The following is a 24,681-nucleotide window of genomic DNA, read 5'->3' on the forward strand; positions in this document are numbered from 1 at the left end:
TGTTCGGGGGCCTGATAGTCATGGCGATGAAGTACAATACAGACGATCTGCGTATCAGCGGCTTAAGTGAAATTGCTGCGCCGGAGCAGGTGCATGCCGAGTATGCGATTACAGAAACGGCTGCTCGCGTAACCCACGATACCCGTGTCGCCATTCATGAGGTTTTGCACGGTGAGGATGACCGCCTTCTCGTCGTGGTCGGCCCGTGTTCGATCCATAATCCTGATGCAGCCCTTGAATATGCCAAGCAGATCAAACGCATGCGCAAAGAGCTGGGCAAGGACCTGCTGATTGTGATGCGCGTCTATTTTGAGAAGCCACGCACGACGGTCGGATGGAAAGGGTTGATTAACGACCCGAATCTGGACGGTACGTTTGAGATTAACAAAGGCATCCGCCTTGCCCGCAAGTTACTGCTGGATGTCAACGAGATGGGAGTGCCCGCCGGCACTGAATTCCTCGATCTGATTACGCCGCAATATGTTGCTGATCTGGTGAGCTGGGGTGCTATCGGAGCGCGAACCACCGAATCGCAAGGGCATCGGGAACTGGCCAGTGGACTCTCCTGTCCTGTTGGTTTCAAGAACGGCACCAATGGTGGTTTCCAGATTGCTATCGATGCGATCCATGCTGCTAAACATCCGCATGTTTTCATCTCTCTGACCAAGCAGGGTAAATCAGCCATTTTCTCAACCGCTGGCAATGATGACTGTCATATCATCCTGCGTGGTGGCAAAGAGCCAAACTACGATGCGAAGAGTGTCGCGCGGGCAGTGAGTGAACTGCAGGCTGCCAAGCTCTCCTGCAACCTGATGGTTGATTGTAGCCATGCTAACAGCCGTAAACAGTTCAAGAGGCAGATTGAGGTGGGCGAGGACTTGGCTAATCAGATCGCTGAAGGTAACAGCTGTATCTCGGGCGTCATGATCGAGAGTCATCTTCATGAAGGGCAGCAGAGCGTTGAGCCCGGTGTGCAGCCGGAGTTCGGCATCAGCATCACCGATGCCTGCCTTGGTTGGGAAGATACCGAGGCCCTACTCAATACCATGGCCGAAGCCGTACGCAAACGCAGGGGTTCTGCAGCCGCGTAAACAATTCTGAACAAGGTACAAAAAAAAGCGCGGCTGTTAAGCCGCGCTTTTTTTAATGGATCAAGTTTTGAATTACTCTTCGTCTCTCTTTTTGGCCTCATTCACGCGCAGGGTGCGACCTGCATAATCGGTGTCGTTGAGGTGGTTAATGGCGGCAAGAGCCTGAGCAGTCTCCATCTCGACAAAGGCGTAACCCTTAAAGCGGCGGCTGCGACGATCCTTTACCAGACGGATATCTACCACTTTTCCGAATGGAGCGAACAGGTTGCTGATCTCTTCTTTACCGATGTTAAATGGCAGGTTGCCGACATAGATGTTGCGGGTGCCACTTTCTTGGCTGCTGGCCCCCTCTTTGTTGGGGTAGAGAGCCACGAGAAGGCCACCGAAGATCGTACCGAGGGTCAGTCCACTGGCAAACAGTGATGAGGGATGGATCGAGTCCAGGCCGACCAGCTGAATGGCGTAACTTCCAACCACGGAAACGACGATTGCCGCCACAAGCAGTTTAATAAAACAGGAAAAACTCATTGAAATACTCCATGCCTGCAGGGTGCAGGAAAAATCAGTGCCAAGACTGCCAATAAAGTAATCTGAACGCACGTTAATCCATAAAACAGGGTGGATGTACGCAGCAGCTCTATTCGCTAGCATGCCGCGATGAGCCGAAAAGTGATTCCTATTCAGGTTGAAAGCCCGGGTGAGCCGATGACAGGCAAGCCGAAATGGTTAAAAGTGCGTGCGCCGATGTCGCGCGAATACAAGTCGATTGCCGATATGATGCGCAAGCTGAAGCTCAATACAGTCTGCGAAGAGGCATCATGCCCCAATATTGGCGGCTGCTGGAAGCAGGGGTCGGCGACCTTCATGATTCTTGGCCGGGTCTGTACCCGCACCTGCGCCTTCTGTGATGTGGCAACCGGCAGGCCTGATCCGGTCGACCCGGATGAGGCGGTGAACCTGGCCACTGCAGTAGCCGAGATCGGCCTGAAGCATGTGGTGATCACCTCGGTGGATCGTGATGATCTTAAGGATGGTGGCGCGGGCCATTACGCGACGGTGATTCGTGAGCTTAAATCGCGACAGCCCAATGTGACAGTCGAGATTCTAACCCCCGATTTCCAGCGCAAGCCCGACAGCTGCCTGAACACGATCATTGAAGCTGGCCCTGATATCTTTAATCACAATCTTGAAACCGTACCGCGCCTCTACCGCTCGGTGCGTCCTGGTGCGCGCTATTTCACATCCCTGCGGTTGCTGCAGCGGGCCAAGGAACTCGATGCCAATGTGGTGACCAAGTCCGGCATCATGCTGGGACTGGGCGAGGAGCGTGATGAGGTGCTGCAGGTGCTCGATGATATGCGCGAGGCGAATATCGATATTCTCACTATTGGCCAGTACCTCAGGCCTAGTGAGAAGCATCATCCGGTGATGAAATACTGGTCTCCTGAAGAGTTCGACGATTTCAAATATATCGCTGAGAAGAAGGGCTTTGGCATGGTTGCCTCCGGCCCGCTGGTGCGCTCATCCTTCCACGCCGATGAGGTGTTCAAAGCACTTAAGCTGAAAGGAAAATAATCAGCCCGAATCTCCATGCTCGAGCCTGGCTGGAGAAGCTGAGCTGTTTTCTTATATGATCACACGATATCTGCTGTTAAAGAACAATAAGATTATTGGCTATGAGGCATCTGTTGCTGATGCTGAGGCCTCTATCCGTCGTGATTTCCGAATCAGGAAACAGGACTTATACGAGCTTCAGGACCTTGAATCGAACGAAGTGGTTTGCGTGGATGGGTTGTTGAGGCAACTGCGTATCGCTGCGGCCCCTCAAAAAAAGATCAAGTTTCCGCCTCAGAAAGAGCGCAAGCCATTGCCGCGATCCAGCAAGCCTATCGCGCGATCCACGAAGCCGATTGCCCGCACACCTATAGCGCGATCAACCAGACCGATCGCAAGAACGCCAATCGTCCGGGAACCGGTGGAATGCTCGCCGAACAAGCCCTTTGTACAGCCGGATCGTAAGCCTTATAAAAGGCCCAAGCCCGGTCGCAACGATATTATTGATGATAAGTTCAGTGCCTGGCTTGGCACTCAACCCTGTGTAATAACTGGTATGGTTGCTGAACGGGGCGCAGGCCCATATCACATCCACTGCCACCACATTCGAGGGCGTGCCAGAGGGAGGCGGAACGACCATAACCAGGTGCCACTTATGGGGCACCTGCATACCTATGCAAATCATAGTTACCACGTTCTCGGCAAAAATGGGTTTCTGGAGAAGTGGAAGGATCATATGCCTGATGGCGTTGACGATATTGTTGAATATTTCGAATCCCGCGCAAAAGCATTTAAAGCGCAATATGATGCTGAAGTGCAAGAAATTCACCTGATTGCTGAATGACCGTTTTCAGCTAAAGCGGGAGATGTTCAGGAAAAAAACGCGAGGTTGCCGATATGCAGTTTAATCATATCAAGGTGGAATCGGCCCTGGCTCCAGCGCCCAGTCGGAGCTGCAATCACGACATCGCGATCAAGGAGTGTATTCACAGGCAATAGCTTTCTGGCAAGCGGCAGCAAGCGAAGCTAGGCTTGCCATCCATTTTCAGGGACATCACAGGGAGCTCGTCGTGTTAACCTTTCAGGATTTGATTCTCACTTTACAGCAGTTCTGGGCCAAGCAGGGCTGCGTGGTTCAGCAGCCATACGATTCATCAATGGGGGCAGGCACATTTCATCCGGCCACCTTCCTGCGTGTGCTCGATGACAACGACTGGAGCACGGCATATGTGCAGCCATGCCGTCGTCCGACCGATGGGCGTTATGGTGAAAACCCCAACCGTCTGCAGCACTACTACCAGTTTCAGGTGATCCTGAAGCCTGCTCCGGAAAATATTCTCGATCTTTACCTGCAGTCCCTGAATGAGATCGGCATTGATACTGAAGTACACGACATCCGCTTTGTCGAAGATGACTGGGAGTCACCAACGCTTGGAGCCTGGGGTCTGGGTTGGGAAGTGTGGCTCAACGGCATGGAAGTCACCCAGTTCACCTATTTTCAGCAGGTCGGCAGTGTGGAGCTGACACGCACTCCGGGTGAAATCACCTACGGCTTGGAGCGTCTGGCTATGTACCTGCAGGGGGTAGACAACATCTATGACCTGGTCTGGGTGGAAACGCCTGCTGGCAAGAAGGTGACCTATGGCGAAGTATTCCATCGCAACGAAGTAGAGTTTTCAGCCTACAATTTCGATGAAGCCGATACTGACCAGCTGCACAAGCAGTTCGACCATGCTGAGGGCGAATGCAAACGCCTCACTGAAAAGAATCTGGTGCTGCCAGCTTATGAGGAAGTTATGAAAGCATCACATGCGTTTAACCTGCTGGATGCTCGCGGCGCCATCTCCGTGGCCGAGCGGCAGCGTTTTATCGGCCGTGTCCGAGGGCTCGCAAAAACCGTGGCACGTGCCTATGCGGGGGTGGACGCATGAGCACTCAACCACTGCTTATCGAAATCGGCATTGAAGAGATTCCAGCCGGGGTTTCCAGCCAGTTAGGCAACGCGCTGTTCTGCAAGCTGGATGTCCTGCTAAATGATTATGGTTTTGCGCCGGAGAATTTAATCTGGAACGTAACCCCAAGACGGCTGCTGATCCATGCTTCGGCATGTGGTTTAAGACAGCCAGATCGTGATGAAGCGATCTGGGGGCCACCGGAGAAGGTGGCGTTTGACAGTGATGGCAAGCCAACTAAGGCTGCCGAAGGTTTTGCCAAGAAGTCCGGCCTCTCTGTAGCTGACTTTTCGCTGGCCGATAAGGGTGATGGAAAGGCGCGTTATATGAAAGCGATCGTTCATCGCGAGGGGCTCAATGCCATCGATGTGCTTGCCGATGCACTGCCTGAAATTTTACGCAAGCTGCCAAGCCCGAAACAGATGCGATGGTGTGATGGTGCTGCCCGCAGTGATGCCTTTATCCGCCCGGTTCGCTGGATCGTGGCCAGGCTCGGCGATGACGTGATTCCGTTTGAGTATGCCGGTGTAGCGAGTGGCAAAATCAGTCAGGGGCATCGCATTGCCGGCTCCAGCGGCGAACTGGACATCGATGATCCAGTCACATGGCTGGCCGAACAGAAGGTGATGCTCAGGCGTGAAGATCGTATCGCGCATATCAACAGTGCCATGCAGGCTCTGTGTCAGGCCGAAGGTGTCGAGGTTGTCGCCGATGCTGAGTTGGTAGAAGAGGTGGCTGATCTGACCGAATGGCCGGTGCCGCTGATGGCGGAGTTTGGTGAGGATTATCTGCGCCTGCCAGATGAGGCGAGCCGTATTACACTCAAAGCACACCAGCGCTGTTTTGTGACCCACGACAAAACCGGAAAGATCTCCAATAAGTTTATTGCCGTTGCCAATATTGATTCTAAAGACGTTGCAAAGGTTGCCGAAGGTAATGCCCGCGTGGTGAATGCCCGTCTTGCTGATGCAGCATTTTATTATGACCGCGACCCGTCTGAAACACTGGATGCCCGCGTTGAGAAGTTAAACAGTGTCACCTTCCAGGAAGGGCTTGGCATGGTCGGCGATCAGGTGCGTCGTATGCGCTCCTTTGTTCTGGATAGCGCCAAGGCCATTGGTGCTAACGGCGAAACAGCACAACGTGCTGCCTACCTCTGCAAATCTGACCTCACAACAGGCCTGGTTTATGAATTCCCTGAGCTGCAGGGTTATATGGGTGGTGTATATGCCCGCATGGATGGCGAGTCCGATGCTGTGGCTCAGGCGATAGCCGAGCACTACCAGCCTGCAGGAGCCGAGGACGCTCTGCCTGAATCGGCAGAAGCGCGCGCAATCGCTATTGCCGAGCGTATCGACAAGTTGCTCGGTTATTTTCATCTGGGACGTATCCCCACCGCCAGTGCCGATCCATTTGGCCTGCGCCGTGCAGCCATTGGCCTGATCCGCCTGCTGGCTGATACCACCACACCGGTTGAAATGACACTGGATCAGGTGATCAATGAGGCTGCCAAGCAGTGGAATCAGCAGCGTGTCACCATTGCAATCTCGGATGAGACACGGCAGCAGGTGAAATCCTTTATTGTTGAGCGACTGATGGGGCTTGCTGACCATCTTGCTCTGAGCAGGGCATGCATCGATGCTGCCATCGCCAGCCAGACAGAGCGCCCTATCTACAGGCATCTTGCGATTGCCCAGCTACTCATGGGCTTTGCTGACTCCGAGTCAGGGCAGGCCGTTGCTGCTGCCAATAAGCGCATCGCCAACATCCTTAAGAAAGCGGGTCATGTGCAGTTGGATATCGACCCGGCACTGCTGGTTGAAGCTGCTGAACAGGACCTGCATGACAAACTCTGTGAAGCTGAGCAGTCATTTCCGTCAGAGCCTGAGCACCAGCTCAATGTTCTTGCCGACCTGCGTGAGGCTGTAGATGGCTTCTTCGATGATGTGATGGTGATGGCTGAGGATGAGAAGGTGCGTGCCAATCGTCTGGCACTGCTGGCGCGACTGCGGAACCTCTTCCTGCGCCTGGCGGACATTTCGCGGCTGTAGATAGCGAATTATTATGCAAGAGGCGCGTTATCTCGAACCGTGTGATGAAAACGACTACCAACTTGATCACATCCGGCTGCTCAGTAATAGCCTTGTCCACTGGAGTGGTTGCGGGTTGATGGATGACGAGCCCGATCCGGTCATCGCTGCCCGCAGGCTCTACTACGCCCCGTTCGCACTGCTCTCGCACGGCACTGAAGCTGACCCGATCATCAATTACGCCAACCATACAGCGCAGCAGCTGTTCGAAATGGGGTGGGATGAGTTCACGAAACTTCCATCAAGACTTTCGGCCGAGGCGGTGGTTCAGCAGGAGCGCAATGCCCTGCTCAAACGGGTAAGTGACAACGGATATATCGACGACTACTCAGGCATTCGCATCGCCAAGAGTGGCAGGCGTTTCAAGATCGAAGACGCCACGGTTTGGAACCTGAGCGATCCGCAGGGCAAATATTGCGGCCAGGCCGCTATGTTCAGTATCTGGCATCTTTTGAGGTGAACAGTTTAAGCAGCGAGTCACTGAAGCAGAAATAACCGGTTGTTTGCAAAGCGTGCTATAATCAAGATGTGGAGCATGAACTGAATGGCAATAATTCGCACCTCGGCAGAAGGTTTCTGGCAGGTGCATTGATCTGGAGCGTGCTGATCGCAGCTGCGCTCTACTGGAACTACTACCAGACAACTCAGCAAACCATTAACCTGGCAAAAAACGAAGCACAGGCCCACTTTAATAAAGATAAAGCATTCAGATTCTGGGCCGCATCGCACGGCGGCGTCTATGTGCCGGTGACCGACCGCACCCCGCCCAACCCCCGACTGGCCCATATTCCCGAACGCGATATTACTACGCCAGCGGGCAAGAAGCTGACCCTGATGAATCCGGCCTACATGCTGCGCACGATGATGCAGCAGTATGAAGAGCTGTATGGCGTGAAGGGGAAGATCACCACTTTTCCGGATAAGCTCTTTTATCAGGGAAACATGCCTGATGTCTGGGAGCTGGCCGCACTGAACCGTTTCAGGCAGGGCAGCAGAGAGGCTTTGGAGATTTCCAACATTGATGGCGTACCCTATATGCGTCTCATGCAGCCGAGATGTTTATGAACCAGAGCTGCATGAAGTGCCACGGCTATCAGGGTTACACGGACGGAGATCTAAGAGGGGGTGTGGGTGTCTCCGTTTCCATGCAGCCCTATCTGGATGCAGAGCAGAAGGAGTTGCAAACGCAGTGGATTACCTATGTTCTTATCTGGCTGACTGGCCTGGCGGCACTTGGTTATTTCTACGTCCGGGCCAAAATAAGTGCACATAGACTGCAAGTGATACAGCAGCAGTTTGCGCAGAATCAGAAGACGGAGGCAGTCAGCACGCTGGTTACAGGCCTCGGTCGCGATTTCAACGATATACTGGCGAGCATGACCAGTAACCTGTATCTGCTCAAGAGTAACCTGAAGGAGAACCTTGAAGCTGAACAAAAGCTTCTCAGTATTGAAACGCTTACCTATCGTGCGGGAGCGCTGATTAACAGCTTGCTGGCATTTGCCAGCAGGGAGAGCGGTGATATGCAGCCCATGCTGTTTTCATCACTCGTCAATGATACAGTCAAAATCATCCGGCCTTCGCTGCCGGAAAACATCAGGATCAATCAGGAAATCTGTTCCGAGCCGCTGCAGATCAGGGGCAGCGCTATCCATCTTAAACAGGCAGTGCAGAACCTGATCAACAATGCTCAAGAAGCAGTTGAGGGTGTCTCTGATCCAAAGGTCGCTATCAGGCTTGAGTCGTTCTTCGCAGATGGTGCATTTATCCATAGCCATGCAGTTAACAGAAGTGGCAACTATGCCCATCTCGTTATTGAGGACAATGGACGTGGTGTTCCGGAACATCAGATCGCGCATCTTTTTGAACCGTTCTTTACCACCAAGAGGGAGGGCAAGGGGGCAGGACTCGGACTGGCAGTAGTATATGGCACGATTAATGCCCATGGCGGTTTTGTAGAGGTGGAGAGTGTCGAAGGAGAAGGTTCAAGCTTCCACATCTATCTGCCGTTACTGGAGGGTAAAGGGGACGTCTCTGCACCTAAGGCAGGAGAAGATGAGTAAAAATGGCGCGCGGTACAGGAGTCGAACCTGTGACCTTCGGCTTCGGAGGCCGACACTCTATCCAGCTGAGCTAACCGCGCATCGTGAATAAAAACGAAAAGCCGGCGCACAATACTGGCTTCCTCATTAAAAAGCCAATCGCTTCAGCCTGTAGCCAACATAAGTCGACACAGTAAGCGGCTTATGGTTAAACTATACCATGCAGTTTTCTTCCCCGAAGGTTTTCGATCATGCCTGAACTGAAGGTTTCCATTGATCAAAACGAACAATGCATCCCCTATGAGGGCGGGGATATATCGCGTTCACTCAAAGATATTCTTGATGCCGAGGGCATAACCCTGCCAAGTGATTGCGGTGGCGTCGGAAAATGCGGCCTCTGCCTTGTGCATATCGAGGCGGGTGAGTGCACGCCGCTCTCTGCCTCAGAGAAAACCACACTCAGTGGTGATGAACTCAACCGGGGCTGCAGGCTGGCGTGTCAGGCTAAACCACTTGGGGATATGAGTTTGAGCATCCTCAAGGCGGATAACCCGGCGGCCTGGTCTGAGCTCGAAGCAGATGGCGTCACTGGTAATGCATCAGCCTCGAATAAACTTGGATTAGCAATTGATCTCGGCACCACTCAGATCAGGGCCACGCTCTGGAACCTCGACAGCAAAGTCCGTATCGATGGCATTACATCACTTAATCCACAGGCGAAATTTGGAGCCGATGTTCTGACCCGTCTTGCCGCAGCCAAAGCTTCAAAATTAGATGCTGATCAACTCTCACTACTTGCCAGCAGTGCGGTTGGCGAAGCGGCGCGCATCCTTGTCTCCCGCCATGGGCTGGTTACGACAGCGATCAGATCAATATCTGTTGTGGCCAACACCGCCATGCTGGCGCTGCTTGCCGGCAAGCATTATGAGAACCTTCTCGAGATTGAGCAGTGGCAGAAACCGGTGGATTGCGTGCCGGAGAGCATTTATGCGTGGCAACAGGCATGGGGAGTTGCTACCGATGCGCAGATCAACCTGGTGCAACCGCTGGCGGGGTTTGTCGGCTCAGATCTTCTGGCAGGTGTGCTCTCCACCAACCTGACCGGCAGTGAAGATGCTGCACTGCTGGTCGATTTCGGCACTAACTCCGAGGTTGCCCTCTGGGACGGACAATCGCTGTGGGTCACATCGGTACCGGGAGGCCCAGCCTTTGAAGGCAGTGGCCTGAGTTGCGGGGTGCCTATGATGGAAGGGGCGATCTACAAAATAAGCGGGCATGGGGCAGATGATTCCCTTGAACTGTATGTGATTGGTGGTGCTCAAGCCAAGGGGGTATGCGGTTCAGGACTCGTTGATGCCATCGCCTGCCTGCTGAGCATTAAAGCACTCAACCCGATTGGTAGGCTTGCCGAGCCCTATGCTAAAGCGGGCTTCCCGCTGGATGAGACAAGCTCCATTCGCATAAGAAACCACGATATCGACCTGTTTCAGCGCGCCAAAGGGGCTACGGGTGCGGCCATTGTCTATCTTCTGGAGCAGGCTGGCCTGAAGCAGGCTGCGCTAAAAAGGGTCTGTGTTACCGGTGCATTCGGCAGTGGACTTGATTGCCGGAACGCTTCACAGATCGGCCTGATTCCGGATGTGGATAGTGAGATCATCGAACTATACAGCGACAGTGCGCTGGCCGGATGCGAGGTGCTGCTGGTCAGCGCAGGTGGCCAGCAGCGGCTTTCCTCTTTAAGGGAGAAGGCCAGGCTGATTAACATGTCGCTGGCACCTGAGTTCGACATGCTTTTTGTCGACAACCTCTTTCTCAAGCCACTGCCAAAAAGCGGCAGCTCCACCACTTCTATGCTAGAATAATAGAGTCAGGAGTTATGAATCTGAACCTGTAATGGGGGTAGCCATGCAGACAGAGATTATCAAAGCATATAACGAAGCGGTCTACGACACCGATCGAGATAGAGCTATGGAGGTTATTCACGCCGCTCTTAAGCAAGGTGTAACCCCTGAAGAGATTGTATTTGATGTGGTTATTCCCGCCATGGAATCGATGATGCAAGCCATCAGTGAAGATTTCGATGCCAATCTCGCCCAGCATTTCATGGCTGCCCAGATCGCATCCCAGGTCACCGAAGAGATGATTGCCCAATTCAAAACACCGCCGGAATCACTCGGCACCATTGTCATCGGCACCTCGGTTGGAGATATGCATACACTCGGTAAACGCATCGTCTCTGGTTGCCTGCGCTCGATGATGATCGATGTGGTTGACCTAGGGGTCAATATTAAACCTGAGGCCTTCGTCGACAAAGCTGTTGAGATCGACTCTCCGGTTATCGCCATATCTTCAATGATGATGCATACGGCAACCAGCGAGAACGGCTGCCAACGTGTTCGTGAAATTCTCAAGGAGCGCGGTCTTGAAGATAAGATCAAGATTGTCGTCGGAGGTGCTCCCTACCGCTGGGACAATGAACTCTATAAAACCGTGGGTGCCGATGCCTGGGCCGATAACGGCATCACGGCGGGCGAGGTGATCAAAAAAATCGTTATGGAGGCCAAGTCATGATTACAGGTATGGACAGGCTGGTCGCAGCCATTAACGGTGAAAAATCCGATCGCATTCCGGTCTTCTGCAACCTGCTCGATCAGGGCGCTGCCGAGCTCGGTATCTCCTCGCTCGAAGAGTATTACTCAAATGGTGAACATGTGGCCGAAGCGCAGCTGAAGATGCGCGAGAAGTATGGCCACGATAATGTCTGGAGCCTCTTTTATGTTGGCAAGGAGGCCGAACTGCTCGGTTGCGAGAAGATCATCTTCTCCAAAAGCGGGCCACCCAATGTCGAGGATTATGTCATTAAATCCTACGATGATATCGTTAATCTCGAGATTCCTGATGATATCTCCACCCATCCTGGATTTGAGGAGAACCTCAAATGCCTCAATATCCTTAAGCGCGAGGTGGGCGGCACACAGCCGATCTGTGCTTATCTCACTGCTGGTATCACCCTGCCCGCGATCCTGATGGGCATGGACAAGTGGCTGGAGTTGCTGCTGATGGGGCCGACCGATATCCGTGACCTGCTGATTGAGAAGTGTTCGGATTTCTTCCAGAGGGAGGCTGCCGCTTTCCGCAAGGCTGGTGCCGATGTGCTGGTCTATTCGCAGCCCTTCGGCTCTACCGACATTATGCCGATGCGGTTGATCAAGGAGCTGACACTGCCATCGATAAAGAGGGATCTGGAGCCGGGCGGCATGGATGGAATGGTCTACTACTGCGGCAGCTCTCCATTTAACAACGTCATCGACATGATGATTGAGAAGTTCGGCTTCGGCGTTTTCTACCTCAGCCCCAAGGATGATATTGCTGAGGCCAAGAAGATCATCAACGGCCGCGCACTCACCTGTGGCGTGATCAACGATATCAAGCTGGTCAGCTGGAGCCGCGAGGAGATCAGAGCCGAGGTTAAACGCATGCTGGATGCCGGCATGCCGGGCGGGAAATTCCTCTTTGGCACACTGGTGATGCCATATGATATTCCGGAGAAAAATATCAGGGCCATGCTGGAAGCTGCCTATGAATACGGCAGCTACTGAGCCTGACAGCCTGCTGCTCATCGGCTGCGGTATACTGCAGAGGGAGATCCGTTATCTGATTGAAAGGAATCAGTGGCCGCTGGACACCTCGTTCATGCGCTCCGCCCTGCATAATAATATAGGCAAGCTGGAGAAGGGGTTAAGAGGATCGCTGGCCAAGCGAGCGGACCGGGAGACCATCGTCTTTTACGGCTGTTGCCATCCGAATATCGATCATATTGTTGCCGAAGGTCACTCTTTACGCACACCCGGCCAGAATTGCGTGGACATCTTGCTTGGACGTGAGTTGTTTGACCGGGAGTTGGCCAATGGCGCGTTTTTCCTGCTGGAGGAGTGGGCTCAGCGCTGGAGTCCGATCACCGAAGAGGTGTTTGGCAAAAACCCTGTTGTGATTCGCAGCGTATTCCATGAGGCACATCAATATATTCTGGCAATTCGTACACCCTGTTCCAGCGATTTTAGTTCAGAAGCTGAAGAGGTAGCCCGCATTGTGGATTTGCCATTGCGCTGGATGGATGTGGGGCTGGAGCATCTCCAATCCGTGCTTGAGGAAACCATGCAGCGGAAGCTGAAGGAACGCGATGAGTGAACAGGAAAAACAGCTGAGCGCTCAGGAGGTGGAGCAGCTGCAAGCGCGGGCCAAGAAGCTGGCGATGGAGAAATCCTATTTTCAGCTGGTGATGCAGATGATCACCCGCATCAGCGAAACACCGGGGCTTGAAAATGTCATCGACAGCATGCTCTTAAACACCATGAACGTTCTCGGTGGCAGCAATCTACAGCTCTACTACAAAATTGATGAGCAACTCTACTATGCAGATGTTATGGGGAAGAAAAAGCAGCTGGTGGGGTATCCTGATGAAGTGATCGCCCGAGTATACAAGACCGGACGGGAGGAGGAGATTGAGGGAGGTTTTGAGGATACCCAGTTGAAAACCGCCGAATTCACCAAGGCCTATACCTGGGTCTATCCGCTCAAGATCAGCAGCGAGGTGATTGCTGTCTTCAGGATGAAGAACCTGCATATCGATATGCGCCAGCTATATGAGCAGCTGCCCGCGTTCTTCAACTTTGCCGCCCTGGTGCTGAAAAACGAGATCCTCGGCCAGTCAAGGTTGCAGAAGATAAACCTCCAGCTTGAAGCCGAGGTTGCAACGCGTAAACAGACCGAAAAGGAGCTTCGCATTGCCAAAGACCATCTTGAGGCGGCGGTGGAGGAGCGTACTGCTGAGCTTAGAGAAAAGTCAGAGGAGCTCGACCTCTTCTTTACCTCAACACTGGATCTGCTCTGCATCGCAGATACAGATGGGTACTTCAGGAAGCTAAATCCGGAATGGGAGAAGGCACTTGGTTATCCATTAGATGAGCTTATAGGACGAAGGTTTCTCGACCTGATTCACCCCGATGATTTGGAGAGTACGCTGCAGGCGATTGCTGCCCTGTCTGATCAGAACCCATTGTTGAATTTTACCAATAGATATCTTCACAAGGATGGAACCTATCGCTGGCTTGAATGGCGTTCGTATCCGGTAGCTTCAACGATATATGCATCTGCACGTGATATTACTGAGCGCATGAAGATGGAGGCCGAGCTGGCTGAGCGCTCTGCGGAGCTGAAAGAGATCAATATGCAGCTTTCCCACGAGCTTGAGGAGCGCAAGGCATTCATTGAGAAGTTGGCGCAGAGTGAGAAGGAGTATTACGCACTGGTCCATCAGCTGCAGGTGGCTGTGGTCGTTCATGACCCTGACTCCTCCATTCACATCTACAACGATCTTGCCTGTGAGCTTCTCGGGCTGACCCCCGAGCAGCTGGAGGGAAAAACCGCCTACGACCCGGAGTGGCACTTCTTCGATGAGCAGGGCACCCCTCTCAAGCCTGATCAATACCCGGTTAACCGCGCCCTTGTCTCCAAAGAGGCGGTTCGCGATTTGGTTGTCGGCGTTCAACGCCCGGCCAGTAACGATCAGATCTGGGTGCTGTCCCATGCCAACCCGATCATGAGCAGTGGCGGTGAAATTGTGCAGGTGGTGGTTACCTTTATTGATATTACCGATAAAGTGAAATCAGAAGAGGAGATCAGGCGCTTTAACACCGAGCTGGAGCAGTTGGTGGAGGAGCGCACGGAAAAACTGACCGAAACCAACAAACGACTTGAAGGCTTTAACGAGATTATGGCTGAACGCGAGATGCGGGTGGTCGAGATCAAGCAGGAGGTGAACCTGCTGAGTCAGCAACTGGGTCGCGAAATGCCCTACAAGGAGATATGGAATGCGCTTCAGGAGAAATGAAACCACATTAAATAATCGTAGCTGGCTGGGCATACTTATGCTGCTGGCCTGCGCCCCGCTGCTGCAGGGCTGCTCGGAAAAAGAGGAGATGACTATCGACAGGGTGCGGCTAGGTCTGGCACTGCAGCCCTCAAGCACCCTGGCACTGATTGCCAGCGAGAAGGGCTACTTCAGGCAGAATGGGCTGGATGTTGTACTGACCGATTTCCCCAGTGGTAAACGGGCGCTGGTCGAGGGGCTTTTGCCGGGCAATGTGGATATCGCCGTTGCTTCAGATGTACCGATTGCCGCAGCGGCACTGCGCGGTGAGAAGTTTAAGCTGGTTGCCTCCACGTTCACGGCCAGTAACGTGAATCGTGTCATTGCCCGCAGGGATGCAGGCATCGAAAAACCTGCCGATATCGCAGGCAAGCGGGTTGCCACCCAGAAGCATTCGGCGGTTCACTATTTCCTGCATCTTTTCCTGATGGAAAACAGAGTAAGCGAGTCCGATATCAAACTCTCCTTCACTAGGGCCGAGGAGCTTCCTCCGGCACTGGAGTGGGGCACCATTGATGCATTTTCCATGCGCGAGCCCTATATCAGCCAGGCTGCAGAGCTATTGCCGAACAACCATGTGATCTTTGCCGCCCCCGGCGTTTACAAGCAGTATGATGTTGTTGTCGCAAGCCCTGAAATACAGAAGCAGAGCCCGGTTGTCATTGAGAAGTTTTTGCGGGCGCTGCTGATGGCCGGGCGGTTTGTCGAAGAGCATGAACACGAGGCGCAGATTATCGTGGCTTACAAGCTCGGAACCTCGGTTGAAATGATTGCTTCGGGGTGGGGGGAGTACAGCTTCCAGCTTGGCATGGGACAGCCGCTGCTGTTGCTGCTTGAGGATATATCACGCTGGATGAAAGCGGAGGGGCAGATTACCCCCAACTTCCTCGAAATGATGGCATTTGACGGGCTGGAGAAGGTCAAGCCCCAGGCCATCACCGTATTCAGGTAGGATAATCCTTGAGCATCAGGCTTCGACTCCAACTGCTGATCGTACTGTTTATTACAGCGGGTATCACGGTGATTGGGCTGCAGGAGTGGGGCCACCTGACCATGGAAGAGGCGGTGAAAACGGAGCATGTCGTTGATGAGATTGAGCGCACAGCCTTCCAGCTCACCATGCTGGCAACCGATGTTGCAGCAAACCCTGACGAGCAGCGCCCCAGACAGCAGTGGAAAACCAAGTTCGAACAGCTTAAATCGATACTGAATGATCCGCGCATTCAGTCGAAACAGGGCGAGCTGGCGATCAGCCAGCTTCGCAGAGCCATGGCTGAGATGCAGGTGCAGATGCAGCGCATGCTCAACGCGACCGGAGAGAGGAGTGGAACAAAGTTTTTCCAGGAGCGGCTTGCCCGGGAGTTGCAGGCGACACAGCTGATGGGGCAGAGCACCATCGCCAACGCGACCAACCTGCGCAATATCCTTAATCGGGGCTATTCAGAGAAGCTGCATGAAATCCGAGCGACTACCCTCTACATTTCTTCGGCAGCCATACTTCTGCTCATTACGCTCGGTGGTATGGTGTTGTTCAGGATGGTGCGTGGGCTGGCTCTGCTGCAAACGGGCATCACGCAGTTCGCAGCAGGAGAGCTGAATGAACGGGTTCCCCTGAAATCGCGGGATGAACTGGGCGATATTGCCAGGAGCCTGAACAGCATGGCTTCAAACCTCACCGAATCGATGGCTTCCCGTGAACGGCTGGAGGGGATGGTGAAGGAGCGTACCGATGCGCTGCAGAAATCGCGGCTGGCGGCAATCAGTGTGATGGAGGATATCAACTTTCAGCGCCATCAGACCAACGAGGCGAAAAAGGCGCTGGAGAAGATAAATGTAGATTTGCAGAGTGAGATGAAGGTCAGAAAGGCAAAGGAGAGTGAGCTGCGCCGAAATGAGGCGCTGCTCAGGCAGGCCAAGTCCGGAGCCGAAAGTGCCAGCCGTTCCAAGAGTATTTTTTTGGCCAACATGAGCCATGAGCTGAGAACACCACTCAATGCCATCCTCGGCTTCTCCCAGCTGATGCAAATGGATCCGGAGATGTCGGAGGAGAGCCGGGCAAACCTGCAGACGATCAACCGCTCCGGCAGCCATCTTCTTACCTTGATCAATGATGTGCTCGATATGTCCAAGATTGAGGCGGGTAAGATTGACCTGCAGAACGACAGCTTCAACTTCGAGGAGCTGGTCCGTGAAGCGGTCGATATGATGCTGGTGCGCGCCAGCAGCAAAGGGGTTGAGCTGTTGATTGATCCCGAATCAACCTACCCGAAATTTATCTATGGCGATGCGGCGAAGATTCGCCAGATTCTGATCAACTTCCTCAGCAATGCTGTTAAGTTCACCGACGAAGGGCGTGTGAGCCTCCGCTTTACCTCAGAAGCTCCGAATGCGAAGGGCGAATTCATGCTGACAGGAGCAGTCACCGATACCGGTATCGGCATTGCACCTGAGGATATCAGCAAGGTGTTTGCACCGTTCGAGCAGGTGGTGCAGAAGGGTGAAGAGAAGATTGATCAGAAGGGTACCGGTCTGGGACTTGCCCTGTGCAAACAGTTTATTGAGATGATGGATGGTCATGTCGAAGTGCAGAGTCAACCGGGGGCGGGCTCCACCTTCACCTTCACCATTAGGGTGAAAGAGGCAACCTCTTCCGAGGTTTCAGAAGATGTTGCGATCCAGAAAAAAGGGGTTCCGACTGGGCTTGCTGCCGGCCAGAAGCCTGTGAAGATTCTTATTGCCGAGGATGACACGGCCAATGCGATTATTCTGGAGAGCGTGCTACGCAAATGTGGATTGCAGACGCTGGTTGTCGACAATGGCCAGAAGGCCGTTGAGCAGTTCAAAACATGGAAGCCTGACCTGATCTGCATGGACCGTCGTATGCCGGTTCTGGACGGATTGCAGGCCACCCGCCATATCAGGCAGGAGCCGGGAGGGGGGGGGGTGAAAATTGTTGCGGTCACCGCTGTGGCTTTCCGCGAAGAGCGCCAGCAGATGCTTGAGGCTGGATGTGACGACCTGGTGAAGAAACCCTACACCTTTGAAGAGATATTCCAGGCCATAGAGAGGAATCTGGAGATAGAGTTTGTCTATCCCGAGCATGATGAAGGCGGATCCGAGGAAGAATTCCAGCCGCTGAAGAACAGTGCACTGGAGGCTGCCATCAAGGAGCTGCCGCAGCCGCTGTTGGAGAAGGTTCGGCAGAGTGCACTGGAATTGGACATGGATGGTTTCGAAGCCGCCCTGCCCGAGGTGGAGAAGATCAATCCGAAACTGGCAGGGAGTTTGCGTCTTCTGCATAGCCAGCTCGATTATTCTGCTATACTTAAGGTATTGAAGGAAGGTTAGTTATGGTTGAAAACGATAGCCTATCGATAGCCTCGTCCGAGATTCTTGTCGTTGACGATACCCCGGCCAGCCTGAAGCTGATCACTGAGACGTTGAGGGGGGAAGGTTATCTGGTGCGCCCCGCCAACAGCGGCGAGCTGGCGCTGAGCTCGGCAACAGCCAAGCCGCCAGCGCTGATTCTTCTCGACATCCGCATGCCGGGCATGGACGGTTTTGAGGTGATTGGCAAACTGAAGGCGAATGAGATCACCCGCGATGTGCCGGTGATCTTCCTCAGTGCATCGGTCGAACTAGAGAGCCACCTCAAGGGTTTTGATCTCGGTGCTGTTGATTTCGTGACCAAACCGTTCCAGCGCCAGGAGCTGCTAGCGAGGGTGCGCACCCACCTTGAGCTCTATCAGCTGCGTACCCGCATGAAGCAACTGATAGATGAGCGCACCGCGGCGCTCGAAGAGAGCCAGACGCGCTTCCGCCGCCTAGTTGAGAGCCTGCGCAATGAATTCTTCCTCTTCGAGCGCGATGCCAAGGGCATGTTTACCTATGTCAGCCCATCAATCAGCAACCTGCTCGGTTACAGCCAGGAGGAGTTCAAAGCCCATTATGCCGAATACCTGAGCGACAACCCGATCAATCAAGAGGTGGAGAAAAGTACCCAACTGGCTATTTCAGGAGATCAACAGCCATCCTATCAGTTGGAGATTCTTGCCAAGGATGGCTCACGCCACTGGCTGGAGATCAACGAGTCTACGGTGATGAATGAAAATGGAGAGGTCATTTCGATAGAGGGGATCGCCCACGATATCACCGACAAAAAGGAGCTGGAGGAACAGTTCATGCAGGCGCAGAAGGTGGAGGCGCTGGGCACACTGGTCGGTGGCATGGCCCACGATTTTAATAACCTGCTGGCTGGTATTATGGGATCGCTCTATATCGCAAGGCGAAGAATCGAAAGGGAGCCTGAACAGGCGAAGGAGAAGATAGCGACGGCGGAAACCCTCGGTAATAAAGCCGCTGATATGATCAAGCAGCTGCTCACCTTTGCCCGCCACGGTGTTGTGGAGAAATCGGCCACGCCGATCAAGTCATTGTTCAAGGAGTCGTGCAAGCTCATCGAACCGGGTGTGCCGGCCAATGTCATATTTAAGTCCAGTTACGATGAGGCTGAAATGCTGGTCATGGCCAGTCCCGCCCAGCTGCAGCAGGTGCTGATGAATCTGGTGAATAACGCCCGCGACGCCACGATCGATGCGAAAAATCCCGAAATCACCCTTAGCCTGAAGCCCTATGATGCGGATCAGGCATTCAGGGAGAAGTACCCGGACATTACGGCGCGAGAATTTGCGCTAATCGAGGTGAAGGATAACGGCTGCGGTATTAGCGGTGAGAATTTGGATAAGCTGTTCCTGCCCTTCTTTACCACCAAGGATCCGGGCAAGGGGACAGGACTCGGGCTGGCCATGGTTTACGGCACTATCAGTGATCACGGAGGTGTGATTGAGGTAACAAGCAGAGTGGGTGAGGGATCCACCTTCCAGCTCTTCCTTCCGCAGGAAAAGGTGGAAGAGGAGAGTTTGGGAGCAGAAGCTGAAGAGCTGCGCGCCGCTGGTGGAGAGACCATTCTGCTGGCTGATGATGATGAGGTGCTGCTGCTCGCCTACTCCGATATTCTCGAGAGTCTCGGCTATCATGTAATCACGGCAACTAACGGTATGGAGGCGCTGAAAACCTATACGGCCAATGTTGATGGCATTGATCTGGTTATTCTTGATGTGGTGATGCCGGAGATGGGCGGCGTGGATACGGCCCACGATATTCGCAAGATCAGCCCCGCTCAGAAGGTGGTTTTCTCCACCGGTTACGATCTGAATCAGGATATGGTTAAACACCTCACGGAGCAGAAAGAGGTTATTATCAGCAAGCCGTGGGCCGTTGCGATAGCCAGTAAAATTATTCGCGAGCAGCTCACTTCGTCATAACCCTGAGCTTCCCCATCTGCCGCTTTTCCTTATTATAGCAAAATGGCTGACCTGAAAATCATTCGACTGGCGATTGACGGCATGAACTGTGCCGGCTGCGTGGCCAAGGTTGAGGCGGCGCTGAACAGCGTACCCGGTGTCTCGCATGCCAGCGTGAACCTGGCCCAGCGCAGCGGTCTGGTTGAAGGGGAAGTTCAGGCTGTCGATCTGATTGCGGCGATTGTTGCAACAGGACGCAGTGCCACCGAGATTCACTCTGCAGCCGATGAAACGGCGCGGGAAGCCGCCGAACAGTTGCGTTTCAAGCAGCTGCTCAGGCAGTTCATGGTTGCCGCAGCAGTCGGGGCTCCGCTGTTAATCGCCGGCATGGCCGGTTGGCTGCCGCAACTCTCCACCGCATCGAACAACATCTTCTGGGTTGTGCTTGGTCTGGTTACGCTTGCCGTGATGGTCTATTCAGGCCGCCATTTCTATCTCGGTGCAATGCGGGGGTTCCGTCACCTGCAGTTCGATATGGATACGCTGATTGCCACGGGTACCGGCTCGGCATGGCTCTATTCGATGGTCATTACCCTTTGGCCAGCTTCCGTGCCTGAGATGGGGCGGCACATCTATTTCGAGGCGGCATTGATCATCATCGCATTGATTAATCTCGGGCAGGCGCTGGAGATGCGGGCACGCGGTAAAACATCGGAGGCGATCAGGAGGCTGATGGGGTTGACCCCTAAAACAGCCCGCATTGTGCGCGATGGTGAAGACGTGGATATCCCGATCGAAGAGGTGGCTATCGGCGATATCCTTCGGGTGCGCCCCGGTGAAAGGATTCCGGTCGATGGAACAGTAAGCGAAGGGCATTCACTGGTGGATGAGTCGATGCTGACGGGTGAGCCGATGCCGCTGGAGAAGGTGGCTGGCGATGAGGTGATCGGCGGCACCATCAACGGGCGGGGAAGCTTTCTCTTCTCTGCCACCCGTGTAGGCGCAGATACCGTGCTGGCACAGATTGTGGCCATGGTACAGCAGGCACAGAGTTCCAAGCCGCGTATTGGCAGGGTGGTGGATCGGGTGGCTGCGGTGTTTGTCCCCACCATACTGGTCATTGCTGCCATCACCTTCCTGGTCTGGTTCTATGCCGGACCAGAGCCGCAGATCAGCTATGCACTGGTCACGGCGATGACGGTGCTGATTATCGCCTGTCCCTGTGCGCTGGGCCTGGCCACGCCGATGTCGATCATGGTGGGTGTCGGCAAAGCGGCTGAATACGGCGTATTGATCAAAAATGGAGAAGCACTGGAGCGGGCTGGGAAGCTGACGACCATCGTTCTGGATAAAACCGGCACACTGACCCTTGGAAAACCAACTGTTACCGATTGCATTGCGCTGGCTGGAGGTCGCCATGAGCTGCTCTACCTTGCAGCAAGCCTTGAGACGGGAAGCGAACATCCGCTGGCCGCTGCGATCATTGCTGCTGCAGCAGAACAGGGTCTTGAACGCGGTAGCTGTAAAGGGTTCAAAGCCCATGCGGGGCTTGGTCTGGAAGGGCGTGTGGATGGTCGTAATCTGCTGCTAGGCAACCTTCGGCTGATGGCAGCACACGGCGTCACCTTGAATGCTGAAGTCAACCAGCAGGTAAACGACCTTGCCGCTGAAGCGCGAACCCCGATGCTACTGGCGGAGGGTGGAAAGGTGCTCGGCATCCTTGCCGTATCCGACCCCATTCGTGAAGAGAGCAGGGACGCGGTGAGGCGACTGCATGATCAGGGGCTGCGTGTGGTGATGCTGACCGGCGATAGCCGCGAAACTGCAGCTGCCGTGGCAAAAGAGATTGGTGTTGATGATGTGATCGCAGAGGTGATGCCTGCGGACAAGGATGCGAAAATCGCTGAGCTGCAGCAGATGGGGGAGATCGTAGGCATGGTCGGTGACGGCATCAACGATGCTGCAGCCCTTGCACGTGCCGATGTCGGCTTTGCCATAGGAGCCGGTACCGACATTGCGATGGCCAGTGCGGATGTAACGCTGATGCGCTCCTCACCACTGGGTGTCATTACCGCTATTGAGGTCTCACGGGCGACGATGTCCAATATCCGACAGAACCTGTTCGGTGCCTTTATATACAACTCGCTGGGTGTTCCTGTAGCTGCGGGGATCCTTTTTCCATTTATCGGTCTGCTGCTTAATCCGATGATTGCCGGAGCTGCCATGGCTCTCTCATCATTCACTGTAGTGAGTAACGCCAATCGACTGCGCCTGTTCAGGCCTGAGTCATCTCACAACAGGGGTCAATGAGTTCCGGTTGTTGCGGCAAGCCCTTTTCTGGGCAGCAATAGCGCCAACGGAATGCCGATAAGAGCGATTCCCGCGCATATATAAAAGGCCATGGAGTACCCCATGCTAGCCGCAATCAGGCCGCAGCCCATGATGCCTACGGTGCTTCCCAGCCCGAATCCGGCCGCCGAAAACAGTCCTTGTGCAGCACCATGGCGGCTATCCGGAGCAATCCGTTTTACCCAGGCAATGGCAGAGACATGAAAGGCGGCAAAACTGGCGGCATGCAACAGTTGCATGCCGATCAAGAGCATCACATCGGTGGTTAAGCCCGTACCCAGCCAGCGCAGTGCAGCTAGGGCCAGACAGATGCTGAATACCAGTGCCGGCGCGACATTCTGCACCGACCTTGACCAGCGCCACATCAGAATAATCTCGGCAAGTACACCGATCACCCAGTAGAGCCCGATCTGCCAGCCGGAGAAACCGGCATCGACCAGGTAGAGGCTGAAAAAACCGTAATAGGCGCCGTGGGACACCTGCATGATAAAAGCGACGATCAGCAGCAGGTAGAAATCTCTGCAGAAAGGGGCGCGCCCGCTATCCGGCTCCTGAATCTGCTCCGCTCTGGGGAAACCCTGTGCGGCAAGGGCAAGCACAACCATCAATGCCGCAAGAAGATAGGGGAAGGTGGTGATATTCTCACCAGTCAGCCAGACACCACCAGCCAGCGAGGCGATGACAAAACCGATCGAACCCCAGACGCGCAAGCGACCGTAATCAGCCACATCTGACTCGGAGACTGAGACGGAGAGTCCATCCGTAAGCGGCAGTACCGCAGCCCAGAAAACGCCGAAAAGAAGCACGATTACAGCAAGCAGATAGATATTAAATGTAAAGGCGATTACAAGCGCGGCAAAGGCCGCCAGCCATGAAGCAATTACAATAAAGCGGTGGCCCTGATTATGCGGGGAGCGGTCCAGAAGGTGGCCGATCCAGGGTGGCGCCACTACCTTGGCCAGCGCCAGAAGCCCTGTCATAAAACCGATCAGCACAGCATCGAACCCGCGGCCATCGAGATAGACCGGGAAGAAGGGCAGCACCAGCCCCATCGCAGCAAAATAGGCCCCGTAAAAAAGACGTATGTGATTCAGAGAGGACTCTGTGACCATGATGTGACCGCTCAGCCCACTACGGCAACAGTGCTATGCATCCTAGGACGTGAACAGAAAGGCAATTACGGCAAACTTGGCATAGATCACTGAGATGCAGACCGAGGTCAGTGAGGTGAGAAGAGTCGAGTTCGCACCTTTGTTGGCAAAAAGAATCTTGGGCAGCAGAGATAGCCCCGCAAGAAAGCCCGCCACACCAAATATTGCGTTCAGCGCACCATTGCTCACATCAAGCTGCATCATGGCATCGTTCAGGTCATTAAATACGGAGCCGACCAGCAGTACGAATACCCCCCAGCACAGGTAAAGCACAACATATTCGAAGGGATGACAGCGAAGCCCGAATTTCCTGCCCAGCAGTATCAGAGGGATAGCGACAATGTTTACAACAATAGCGTAAGCGATCAGAGAATGAAGGTATGCGTCCATGGTCGCAGCCTATCGCAGGCGAAAATAAAATCACCTGCGTGCCTTCTGACTTGCGTGAATGTTGCACCTCGTACACCTTTACAGACCATGAAACTGTTATTGATCACTCTAAGCGGGGCTTGCCCCATATTTCCGGGAAACATGCAACATGGATGAGTGGTTCACTATTGTTGTCCGCCAGCTGATTCTCTACAGCCTGCCGGTTGTTATCTCATTAACACTGGTAACTATGATCGAGGCCCGCGTGAGCGGGAAAACGTCGCCGCATCCCTTTTTCGCCATCTCCTGGAAAGGTTGCTGGATACCTTTTTTTGCTGCCCTCTGTTTTCATCGCGGTGTTATCATCGCGCTACCGAACCCGCTCTCTTCAGGCATCAGGCCGGCGGTTGTACGTTTTTTCGTCCATGCCCTGCTGTGCATCATCGGCTTCTTCCTCTATGCATGGAGTCTGTCGCATCAGGCCCCATCAGGCCTGCCGCCACTGCACCACTGGTGGGCAAAAGTGCTGATGTACTTTAACCTCTGTATGGTCGCGCTGCATCTGTTGCCGTTACCGCTGCTGCTGGTCGGTGAGCTGTTTGCCAACAATGCGCTTCTGCGTGTACTGCCGCCAGAGAGGCGCAGAAGCCTGTCATGGATTGCCCTGAGCCTGTTTGTAGCCACGCCGTTGCTCGACCTGTCGCTCGGTGCAGTGGTCATCTACCCGGTTTACGAATGGCTGAGCAGTGCTGCAGTGCAACTTGCAGCATAGGGGGCTGATGAGTACGCCATGCGATCAGCTGTAACGATATGTTCAACATCGATGCTGCAATTGTTTAATGCCTGCTATC

General features: G+C 54.0%; 21 protein-coding genes and 1 tRNA gene. 18 read left to right on the plus strand and 4 right to left on the minus strand.

Going from position 1 to position 24,681, the window contains the following annotated elements:
- Positions 1–20 precede the first annotated feature (20 nt).
- A complete protein-coding gene (locus tag Ga0123461_RS01035; protein ID WP_100276649.1) occupies positions 21–1,091 on the plus strand; it encodes a 3-deoxy-7-phosphoheptulonate synthase in 1,071 nt (356 codons plus the stop codon).
- 72 nt (positions 1,092–1,163) lie between these two features.
- On the opposite strand, the gene Ga0123461_RS01040 is transcribed toward Ga0123461_RS01035, so the two are convergent.
- Positions 1,164–1,619, minus strand: coding sequence for an RNA recognition motif domain-containing protein (locus tag Ga0123461_RS01040; protein ID WP_100276650.1), 456 nt, complete (start codon positions 1,617–1,619; stop codon positions 1,164–1,166).
- Between the two features lie 129 nt (positions 1,620–1,748).
- Between Ga0123461_RS01040 and lipA the strand changes: the two genes are divergently transcribed.
- The 7 genes from lipA to Ga0123461_RS01075 all read left to right on the plus strand — a co-directional run bounded on the left by lipA (position 1,749) and on the right by Ga0123461_RS01075 (position 8,750).
- Positions 1,749–2,666: a lipoyl synthase gene (gene lipA, locus Ga0123461_RS01045; RefSeq protein ID WP_100276651.1), complete on the plus strand. Its 918-nt coding sequence runs from the start codon at positions 1,749–1,751 to the stop codon at positions 2,664–2,666.
- Between the two features lie 55 nt (positions 2,667–2,721).
- Positions 2,722–3,489 carry a hypothetical protein gene (locus Ga0123461_RS01050; protein ID WP_232710267.1) on the plus strand — a complete coding sequence of 256 codons (768 nt, stop codon included), beginning with the start codon at positions 2,722–2,724 and terminating at the stop codon, positions 3,487–3,489.
- A 226-nt stretch (positions 3,490–3,715) separates the two neighbouring features.
- On the plus strand, positions 3,716–4,576 hold the full coding sequence (locus Ga0123461_RS01055) for a glycine--tRNA ligase subunit alpha (protein WP_100276652.1): 861 nt from the start codon (positions 3,716–3,718) through the stop codon (positions 4,574–4,576).
- Positions 4,573–6,648, plus strand: a complete 2,076-nt coding sequence (glyS, locus tag Ga0123461_RS01060) for a glycine--tRNA ligase subunit beta (RefSeq protein WP_100276653.1) — start codon at positions 4,573–4,575, stop codon at positions 6,646–6,648. Before Ga0123461_RS01055 ends, glyS begins: the two co-directional genes overlap by 4 nt.
- A 13-nt stretch (positions 6,649–6,661) precedes the next feature.
- On the plus strand, positions 6,662–7,147 hold the full coding sequence (locus tag Ga0123461_RS01065; RefSeq protein ID WP_100276654.1) for an MEKHLA domain-containing protein: 486 nt from the start codon (positions 6,662–6,664) through the stop codon (positions 7,145–7,147).
- A 68-nt stretch (positions 7,148–7,215) separates the two neighbouring features.
- Positions 7,216–7,752 (plus strand): c-type heme family protein, encoded by a 537-nt coding sequence (locus Ga0123461_RS01070; protein WP_100276655.1) that lies wholly within the window; start codon positions 7,216–7,218, stop codon positions 7,750–7,752.
- The gene (locus Ga0123461_RS01075; RefSeq protein WP_100276656.1) at positions 7,743–8,750 is read left to right on the plus strand and encodes a sensor histidine kinase; all 1,008 of its coding nucleotides are present in this window, start codon (positions 7,743–7,745) and stop codon (positions 8,748–8,750) included. The genes Ga0123461_RS01070 and Ga0123461_RS01075 overlap by 10 nt, the downstream gene beginning before the upstream one ends.
- A gap of 3 nt (positions 8,751–8,753) precedes the next feature.
- Here the strand turns inward: Ga0123461_RS01075 and Ga0123461_RS01080 are convergent.
- Positions 8,754–8,830, minus strand: a tRNA-Arg gene (locus Ga0123461_RS01080).
- Between the two features lie 150 nt (positions 8,831–8,980).
- Between Ga0123461_RS01080 and Ga0123461_RS01085 the strand changes: the two genes are divergently transcribed.
- From Ga0123461_RS01085 to Ga0123461_RS01125, 9 genes are read left to right on the plus strand one after another with little or no spacing between them, the layout of a single operon-like run.
- The gene (locus Ga0123461_RS01085; protein WP_100276657.1) at positions 8,981–10,591 is read left to right on the plus strand and encodes an ASKHA domain-containing protein; all 1,611 of its coding nucleotides are present in this window, start codon (positions 8,981–8,983) and stop codon (positions 10,589–10,591) included.
- A gap of 43 nt (positions 10,592–10,634) precedes the next feature.
- The gene (locus tag Ga0123461_RS01090) at positions 10,635–11,300 is read left to right on the plus strand and encodes a cobalamin B12-binding domain-containing protein (RefSeq protein WP_100278616.1); all 666 of its coding nucleotides are present in this window, start codon (positions 10,635–10,637) and stop codon (positions 11,298–11,300) included.
- A complete protein-coding gene (locus Ga0123461_RS01095) occupies positions 11,297–12,328 on the plus strand; it encodes a uroporphyrinogen decarboxylase family protein (protein WP_100276658.1) in 1,032 nt (343 codons plus the stop codon). Before Ga0123461_RS01090 ends, Ga0123461_RS01095 begins: the two co-directional genes overlap by 4 nt.
- Entirely contained in the window at positions 12,309–12,917 is a 609-nt protein-coding gene (locus tag Ga0123461_RS01100) for a DUF1638 domain-containing protein (RefSeq protein ID WP_100276659.1), read from the plus strand. Before Ga0123461_RS01095 ends, Ga0123461_RS01100 begins: the two co-directional genes overlap by 20 nt.
- Positions 12,910–14,619, plus strand: a complete 1,710-nt coding sequence (locus Ga0123461_RS12270) for a PAS domain-containing protein (RefSeq protein WP_157819190.1) — start codon at positions 12,910–12,912, stop codon at positions 14,617–14,619. Before Ga0123461_RS01100 ends, Ga0123461_RS12270 begins: the two co-directional genes overlap by 8 nt.
- A complete protein-coding gene (locus Ga0123461_RS01110) occupies positions 14,600–15,610 on the plus strand; it encodes an ABC transporter substrate-binding protein (RefSeq protein ID WP_100276660.1) in 1,011 nt (336 codons plus the stop codon). Before Ga0123461_RS12270 ends, Ga0123461_RS01110 begins: the two co-directional genes overlap by 20 nt.
- Positions 15,611–15,618: 8 nt before the next feature.
- The gene (locus Ga0123461_RS01115) at positions 15,619–18,006 is read left to right on the plus strand and encodes an ATP-binding protein (protein ID WP_100276661.1); all 2,388 of its coding nucleotides are present in this window, start codon (positions 15,619–15,621) and stop codon (positions 18,004–18,006) included.
- A 2-nt stretch (positions 18,007–18,008) separates the two neighbouring features.
- On the plus strand, positions 18,009–19,982 hold the full coding sequence (locus Ga0123461_RS01120) for an ATP-binding response regulator (protein WP_100276662.1): 1,974 nt from the start codon (positions 18,009–18,011) through the stop codon (positions 19,980–19,982).
- A 42-nt stretch (positions 19,983–20,024) separates the two neighbouring features.
- Positions 20,025–22,271, plus strand: coding sequence for a heavy metal translocating P-type ATPase (locus Ga0123461_RS01125; RefSeq protein WP_100276663.1), 2,247 nt, complete (start codon positions 20,025–20,027; stop codon positions 22,269–22,271).
- On the opposite strand, the gene Ga0123461_RS01130 is transcribed toward Ga0123461_RS01125, so the two are convergent.
- Together Ga0123461_RS01130 and Ga0123461_RS01135 are read right to left on the minus strand one after the other, a co-directional pair.
- Entirely contained in the window at positions 22,265–23,422 is a 1,158-nt protein-coding gene (locus Ga0123461_RS01130) for an MFS transporter (protein WP_100276664.1), read from the minus strand. The genes Ga0123461_RS01125 and Ga0123461_RS01130 overlap by 7 nt on opposite strands.
- Before the next feature lie 42 nt (positions 23,423–23,464).
- Entirely contained in the window at positions 23,465–23,851 is a 387-nt protein-coding gene (locus Ga0123461_RS01135; protein ID WP_100276665.1) for a hypothetical protein, read from the minus strand.
- A 148-nt stretch (positions 23,852–23,999) separates the two neighbouring features.
- Between Ga0123461_RS01135 and Ga0123461_RS01140 the strand changes: the two genes are divergently transcribed.
- Complete coding sequence (locus Ga0123461_RS01140; protein WP_100276666.1) at positions 24,000–24,602, plus strand: hypothetical protein; 603 nt, start codon at positions 24,000–24,002, stop codon at positions 24,600–24,602.
- Positions 24,603–24,681 lie beyond the last annotated feature (79 nt).

Source organism: Mariprofundus aestuarium (assembly GCF_002795805.1).
Classification (GTDB): Bacteria; Pseudomonadota; Zetaproteobacteria; order Mariprofundales; family Mariprofundaceae; genus Mariprofundus; species Mariprofundus aestuarium.

Excerpts from the sequence above, each read along its gene's own strand:
- Ga0123461_RS01120 (WP_100276662.1), top strand. The coding sequence starts at position 18,009 with ATGGTTGAAAACGATAGCCTATCGATAGCCTCGTCCGAGATTCTTGTC.
- glyS (WP_100276653.1), top strand. The coding sequence starts at position 4,573 with ATGAGCACTCAACCACTGCTTATCGAAATCGGCATTGAAGAGATTCCA.
- Ga0123461_RS01110 (WP_100276660.1), top strand. The coding sequence starts at position 14,600 with ATGCGCTTCAGGAGAAATGAAACCACATTAAATAATCGTAGCTGGCTG.
- Ga0123461_RS01095 (WP_100276658.1), top strand. The coding sequence starts at position 11,297 with ATGATTACAGGTATGGACAGGCTGGTCGCAGCCATTAACGGTGAAAAA.
- Ga0123461_RS01125 (WP_100276663.1), top strand. The coding sequence starts at position 20,025 with ATGGCTGACCTGAAAATCATTCGACTGGCGATTGACGGCATGAACTGT.
- Ga0123461_RS01140 (WP_100276666.1), top strand. The coding sequence starts at position 24,000 with ATGGATGAGTGGTTCACTATTGTTGTCCGCCAGCTGATTCTCTACAGC.
- Ga0123461_RS01065 (WP_100276654.1), top strand. The coding sequence starts at position 6,662 with ATGCAAGAGGCGCGTTATCTCGAACCGTGTGATGAAAACGACTACCAA.
- Ga0123461_RS01100 (WP_100276659.1), top strand. The coding sequence starts at position 12,309 with ATGAATACGGCAGCTACTGAGCCTGACAGCCTGCTGCTCATCGGCTGC.
- Ga0123461_RS01135 (WP_100276665.1), bottom strand. The coding sequence starts at position 23,851 with ATGGACGCATACCTTCATTCTCTGATCGCTTACGCTATTGTTGTAAAC.
- lipA (WP_100276651.1), top strand. The coding sequence starts at position 1,749 with ATGAGCCGAAAAGTGATTCCTATTCAGGTTGAAAGCCCGGGTGAGCCG.
- Ga0123461_RS12270 (WP_157819190.1), top strand. The coding sequence starts at position 12,910 with ATGAGTGAACAGGAAAAACAGCTGAGCGCTCAGGAGGTGGAGCAGCTG.
- Ga0123461_RS01050 (WP_232710267.1), top strand. The coding sequence starts at position 2,722 with ATGATCACACGATATCTGCTGTTAAAGAACAATAAGATTATTGGCTAT.
- Ga0123461_RS01035 (WP_100276649.1), top strand. The coding sequence starts at position 21 with ATGGCGATGAAGTACAATACAGACGATCTGCGTATCAGCGGCTTAAGT.
- Ga0123461_RS01040 (WP_100276650.1), bottom strand. The coding sequence starts at position 1,619 with ATGAGTTTTTCCTGTTTTATTAAACTGCTTGTGGCGGCAATCGTCGTT.
- Ga0123461_RS01130 (WP_100276664.1), bottom strand. The coding sequence starts at position 23,422 with ATGGTCACAGAGTCCTCTCTGAATCACATACGTCTTTTTTACGGGGCC.
- Ga0123461_RS01075 (WP_100276656.1), top strand. The coding sequence starts at position 7,743 with ATGTTTATGAACCAGAGCTGCATGAAGTGCCACGGCTATCAGGGTTAC.
- Ga0123461_RS01085 (WP_100276657.1), top strand. The coding sequence starts at position 8,981 with ATGCCTGAACTGAAGGTTTCCATTGATCAAAACGAACAATGCATCCCC.
- Ga0123461_RS01090 (WP_100278616.1), top strand. The coding sequence starts at position 10,635 with ATGCAGACAGAGATTATCAAAGCATATAACGAAGCGGTCTACGACACC.